Raw genomic sequence first — 4,625 nt, 5'->3', positions numbered from 1 at the left:
CACTCCTGGGCTGTACTCCGACACCGTGAGTGAGCTCGTCGCGAGCATCTGCAATCACAACGAAAACTAGCCCCCACATCCCTGAAGGATCACGAAACGGTTACACCACTCCACGGGACTTGACCCATGGGCGGCGACTTTTGGCGAGACGGTCACGCAGATGGAGATGTCTCCTACGGGAGCATCGTTCAGGATGAAAACGCGCTTCGCGAAGTTTCAGAATGTGCCGGAGATGCTCAGGATGTGGAGCACATTCGCTGATGTGAAGGCCGCCGAGGATCTGAAGCTCCCCGTTCCCGATATTCGCATTCGCGACGATGGCAACCGTGCCCCGCTGACCAGAGGCGTAGCCCCATCGTCCGAACTGGTGGCGTTCGTGAAGACCCTCGGTGAACGTGCCGAGATGATCGCCTCGGGCAGTGTTGACCCGCGCGAGGACAACATGCTCTCGGTCACCAGCGACGGCAGGAAAGCTGCACTCGATATGCGGCTGATCGTATCTGACGATCCCTCCGGCCCTACCAAGGTCGACGTCGCGGCCGACATGATCTTCCGTACTTGGGAAAACACCCGAGATACCGAGTACCTCGATACGGTGACCGGCGAGCCATCGCCGATCAAAGGTGCGATGCAGTTGGTGTTCTCCGACCTCTCGACACCGAACAAGGAACGGTGGAATGTGTACGAGGAACTGCGCACCCAACTCATCTACCGTGGGATGCCTGCCGAGGGTATCCGGTTCATTCACGAGGCCCGCAACGACCTCGAGAAAGGTCGCCTGTTCGCGGCTGCCCGCGCCGGGCACATCTCTGTACTTCTCGGTTCCACCGAACGCATGGGCGTCGGCACCAACGTTCAAGCACGGGCCATCGCGCTGTATCACCTTGACTGCCCTTGGCGACCCTCTGACATTGCCCAGCGCGAGGGTCGGATTCTGCGGCAGGGCAACCAGAATGAGGAAGTCGCGATCGTTAGGCTCGTCACAGAGCGTTCTTTCGACTCGTATATGTGGCAGGGCGTTGAGCGTAAAGCGAAGTTCATTTCGCAGGTGATGCGCGGCAGGCTGGATGTGCGCGAGATCGAAGAAATCGACTCCGCCTCGCTCACCGCTGCCGAGGCGAAAGCCATCTCGTCCGGCAACCCGCTGTTGCTCGATCAGGCTAATCTTCAGAGTGAAGTTACCCGGCTGCGACGGCTCGAACGGGCGCACCAGAACAACGAGCGGATGCTTGAATACACCCGTTCCCAGGCAGTTCAAGACGCTGCCCGTGCTGCCGATGACATCGAGGGGATACGGGCAGCGATCCCGAACATGATCGACACCACGGCCGAGAAGTTCCGCATCACGATCCAAGGCCGCTTCTACGATTCGCGTAGCGATGCCGGCCACGCGCTCATGGGGTGGGCAAGGCAAGCGAACATGCAGTACGCGGGGCGTCACCAAGTACAGGACTACGGCGTGATCGGGCGGATCGGTGGCTTCGACATCAGCTGCGAGCTCGTGCCCGAAATGGCCGGAGACGTGCTCGTGCGTACCAGCTTGCACGGAGTTCCGAGGGGATCGTTTACAGTCACCCGAGACTCGTTCCTGCAAGGCGGTGTCGGCCTAATCCAGCGGATCGAGAATCGTATGGCCGCACTCCCGAAGCTGCTGACCGAAGCCGAACAGGATCTAGCGCGGGCCGAACAGACCCGGCAGGATGCCGAGCAACGACTCGGGCAGCCGTTCAAGCACGCCCTCGCACTCTCTGCGGCTGAGGCCGACCTCGAAAAGGTTGAGAAGAAGATCGCCGTTATGCAGCGGCAAACCCCGGAGGAACCCACCCCTGAGCCTGAGCGGGTCTCGGCTTCGCCGCCTCGCCCAGAACTCACGGTTGAGGCGGTGCGCGCGTATCAGCCTCGGGGCGGTGTGCGCTCTGAACCCGACCAGCAGCGACCCCATACTCCAGCTGCTGCTCCCAGTGCGTTCGACCCGATGCCGCTGAGACCGTCTGGGTTGCAGATCGGGCGGTAACCGCTTCTCGGGGTGGCGACCTCACCTGCTTGTTGCCGCGCGGAGGCGCGGCGCGACATCCAAGGAGCACCACCATGAACGACAGCAGCGAACCGGCCCCCACATCTGAGCCGATCGAAACCCTCGATGCGATCATCGGGTTCTTCGCAACCGAGCCTAAGCCCAGCAGAACCCGCGACGGCGTACCCAAAATCTATGCCCGCTACGGCACCGAGCGATTCGTTCACGACCTAGAGACCGGCGGCACGATCAAGGAAGAACCGACCTTTCACGCGCTCACCGCATACTGGGGTGCTGCCGAGACAATCCTCGCTCAGTACCGCAAGGGCGACTCGTTCATCGCGCAGGGCGTGGTGCGCGTCAGCAAGCAGACTGGCAAGGAACGCTTCGAGGTCAAGCAGATCGGCCACAACACCCGACGCACCCGCTACACGGTCGACCGCAGCCCCCGCGCCGAACAGCGTGCGACAGAGCACACCGCGATGAGGCAGGCACTCAGCGCCGCGCAGGAGCACTCGACGGCAGTCAGCGCACATCCTGAGCCGCACCGCACCACACACGTGAGCGCGGCATCAGTCGGCGTGAGTCGATGAGCGAGGGCATCATGGATACGAGTGAACTTCCTCCCGACGTGGAGGCGCCCGAGTCAGAATCATCGGCATCGACATCACGAGAGTTCCCGCGTCTCGGCACTCCGGTGAACGCGGGAGGCAGAGTGAGCGCACCGCCGCGACCGATCAACTGGAACCTACTCACCAGCGAACAAGCCGAGATCGAGTGGCTCGAACTCAACAGCTGGGTGTCCTGGCTGAAACTCTCCTACGGTCTCACACCGGCAGTGCTGCCCCCGCTGTGGCACCGGCACCCCGAGCTGGTATGGGAACTCTCGGCGCTGCATTGTCATTGGCTCGGCGCCTACGATCCTGAACAGCACGCCAGCGGCCCGATCACCTGGCACCGCGACTTCACCGAAGCGCGGATGCGCCTGCGCGAATGGGTGCAAGCCTCCGGCACCCGCATCGACCGCGACCGCCCCACACGGCAAACCACTTGGCCGGGCGACACCCCGTACCCTGCGGCGGCGGAGGCCCCCATCGTTGACCGAGACGCCGACTTCGTAGAGTTCGTCAAAGCCGATGTGGCTTCGCGCCGTGCCGACGAAGACGCTTACTTCCTTCTCGTGGCTGAGCATGAAGCACGCCGCAATGCCGCAAGCGGTGATTGAGATGGTGCGCAGCTACCAGCGAAAGACTCCAGCCCTTTCCGCAGGCCGGGAGGTCAAGGTGCGCTGCGAAGACCGCGAGACCGTGGATGTGCCGTTGCTTGCGGAGGTACTCATCAGGATCGCACTCCGTTCGACATCAGCGTCTGCTGATCAGAATGAATCCGCCAAGCAGCATATCGGAAATGCCGGTCTCTCCCGGTTCTTCCAAGACGCCCTCGCGGTGAAGCAGTAGCATCGTAGACAGATACTCAAGCAAGACGTGGCACCCCTTGCGACACGGCCCCGGCGATTGCCCGGAGTGCAGTGTTCTTTCTCTCTTGCGAATCTGACCGCCACGTCACGCAGCAGCGAGTCATGCTCGGTGCTGCCTGACGAAAGGCAATCGCAATGACTCTCCTAGGTCTCCCTGCCGGTCTCGACCTCGACTCGCTCCGCAAGCTCGCTACCCAAGCAGCCAAAGCCAAACCGCAGCCCGCCCCCGGTGATGGCACCCCGCTCGCGGTGTCATACCTGCGAGTCTCGACCAAGGATCAAGCCACCCGCAACGGCCTCGAAGAAGGTCTCTCGATCCCTGCACAACGCGAAGCCGCCGAGAAGAAAGCCGCCTCGCTCGGGGCAGTGATCGTCAAAGAGTTCATCGAGCCAGGCGAATCGGCGAAGACCGCAAACCGTAAAGCGCTGCAGGAGATGCTGGAATATGTGGCGGTGAACCCCGTGCAGTTCTGCATTATCAACAAGGTCGATCGCATGGCAAGGAACCGCCTTGATGATGCCGTGATCCATGCAACGCTACGCGGGCGCAGCATCCAGCTAGTGTCGGTCACTGAGAACATCGACGAGTCGCCGTCGGGGATGCTAATGCACGGCATCCTTGCCACGATCGCGGAGTTCTATTCGCTGAACCTCGCGCAGGAGGTGGTGAAGGGCCTCCGGCAGAAAGCAGTCATGGGTGGCACTCCCGGTCGTGCCCCGCTCGGCTACCTCAACGTGCGAACCACCGAGAACGGTGCCGAGATTCGCGAGGTCACCACTGATCCCGACAGATTCGACCTTGTGAAGTTTGCGTTCGAGAGCTACGCGAATGGCGACTGGACACTCTCGATGCTCACCGAGGAAGTGAATCGGCGCGGCCTGACCACGAGACCGACACCGAAGCATCCTGAGAAGCCCCTCACCACAACGATGCTGCACAAGGTACTCACGAACCCGTATTACAAGGGCCTCGTCACGTTTCAGGGCGCAGTCTACGAGGGCAGCCACGGGTCAAGTCCCGTGGAGTGGTGTAACCGTTTCGTGATCCTTCAGGGATGTGGGGGCTAGTTTTCGTTGTGATTGCAGATGCTCGCGACGAGCTCACTCACGGTGTCGGAGTACAGCCCAGGAGTG

At 61.8% G+C, this 4,625-nt stretch carries 5 protein-coding genes; all 5 read left to right on the top strand.

What is annotated here, in order from left to right:
* The first annotated feature begins 193 nt into the window (after nt 1-193).
* The 5 genes from NH287_RS14725 to NH287_RS14705 all read left to right on the top strand — a co-directional run bounded on the left by NH287_RS14725 (nt 194) and on the right by NH287_RS14705 (nt 4,559).
* Complete coding sequence (locus NH287_RS14725) at nt 194-2,014, top strand: hypothetical protein (protein WP_253036211.1); 1,821 nt, start codon at nt 194-196, stop codon at nt 2,012-2,014.
* 74 nt (nt 2,015-2,088) lie between these two features.
* Nucleotides 2,089-2,607 carry a hypothetical protein gene (locus tag NH287_RS14720; RefSeq protein ID WP_071043335.1) on the top strand — a complete coding sequence of 173 codons (519 nt, stop codon included), beginning with the start codon at nt 2,089-2,091 and terminating at the stop codon, nt 2,605-2,607.
* Complete coding sequence (locus NH287_RS14715; protein ID WP_143003621.1) at nt 2,604-3,239, top strand: hypothetical protein; 636 nt, start codon at nt 2,604-2,606, stop codon at nt 3,237-3,239. The genes NH287_RS14720 and NH287_RS14715 overlap by 4 nt, the downstream gene beginning before the upstream one ends.
* Nucleotides 3,205-3,471, top strand: a complete 267-nt coding sequence (locus NH287_RS14710; protein WP_143003620.1) for a hypothetical protein — start codon at nt 3,205-3,207, stop codon at nt 3,469-3,471. The genes NH287_RS14715 and NH287_RS14710 overlap by 35 nt, the downstream gene beginning before the upstream one ends.
* Before the next feature lie 155 nt (nt 3,472-3,626).
* Nucleotides 3,627-4,559, top strand: a complete 933-nt coding sequence (locus tag NH287_RS14705) for a recombinase family protein (RefSeq protein WP_253036210.1) — start codon at nt 3,627-3,629, stop codon at nt 4,557-4,559.
* The last annotated feature ends 66 nt before the right edge of the window (nt 4,560-4,625 follow it).

It is taken from the genome of Microbacterium sp. CnD16-F (assembly GCF_024124465.1).
In the GTDB taxonomy this organism is placed as follows: Bacteria; Actinomycetota; Actinomycetes; order Actinomycetales; family Microbacteriaceae; genus Microbacterium; species Microbacterium gawkjiense.
This window is presented reverse-complemented; position numbering and strand designations above follow the sequence as displayed.

Coding starts and splice junctions, on each gene's coding strand:
- NH287_RS14725 (WP_253036211.1), top strand. CDS start 194: ATGAAAACGCGCTTCGCGAAGTTTCAGAATGTGCCGGAGATGCTCAGG.
- NH287_RS14720 (WP_071043335.1), top strand. CDS start 2,089: ATGAACGACAGCAGCGAACCGGCCCCCACATCTGAGCCGATCGAAACC.
- NH287_RS14715 (WP_143003621.1), top strand. CDS start 2,604: ATGAGCGAGGGCATCATGGATACGAGTGAACTTCCTCCCGACGTGGAG.
- NH287_RS14710 (WP_143003620.1), top strand. CDS start 3,205: ATGAAGCACGCCGCAATGCCGCAAGCGGTGATTGAGATGGTGCGCAGC.
- NH287_RS14705 (WP_253036210.1), top strand. CDS start 3,627: ATGACTCTCCTAGGTCTCCCTGCCGGTCTCGACCTCGACTCGCTCCGC.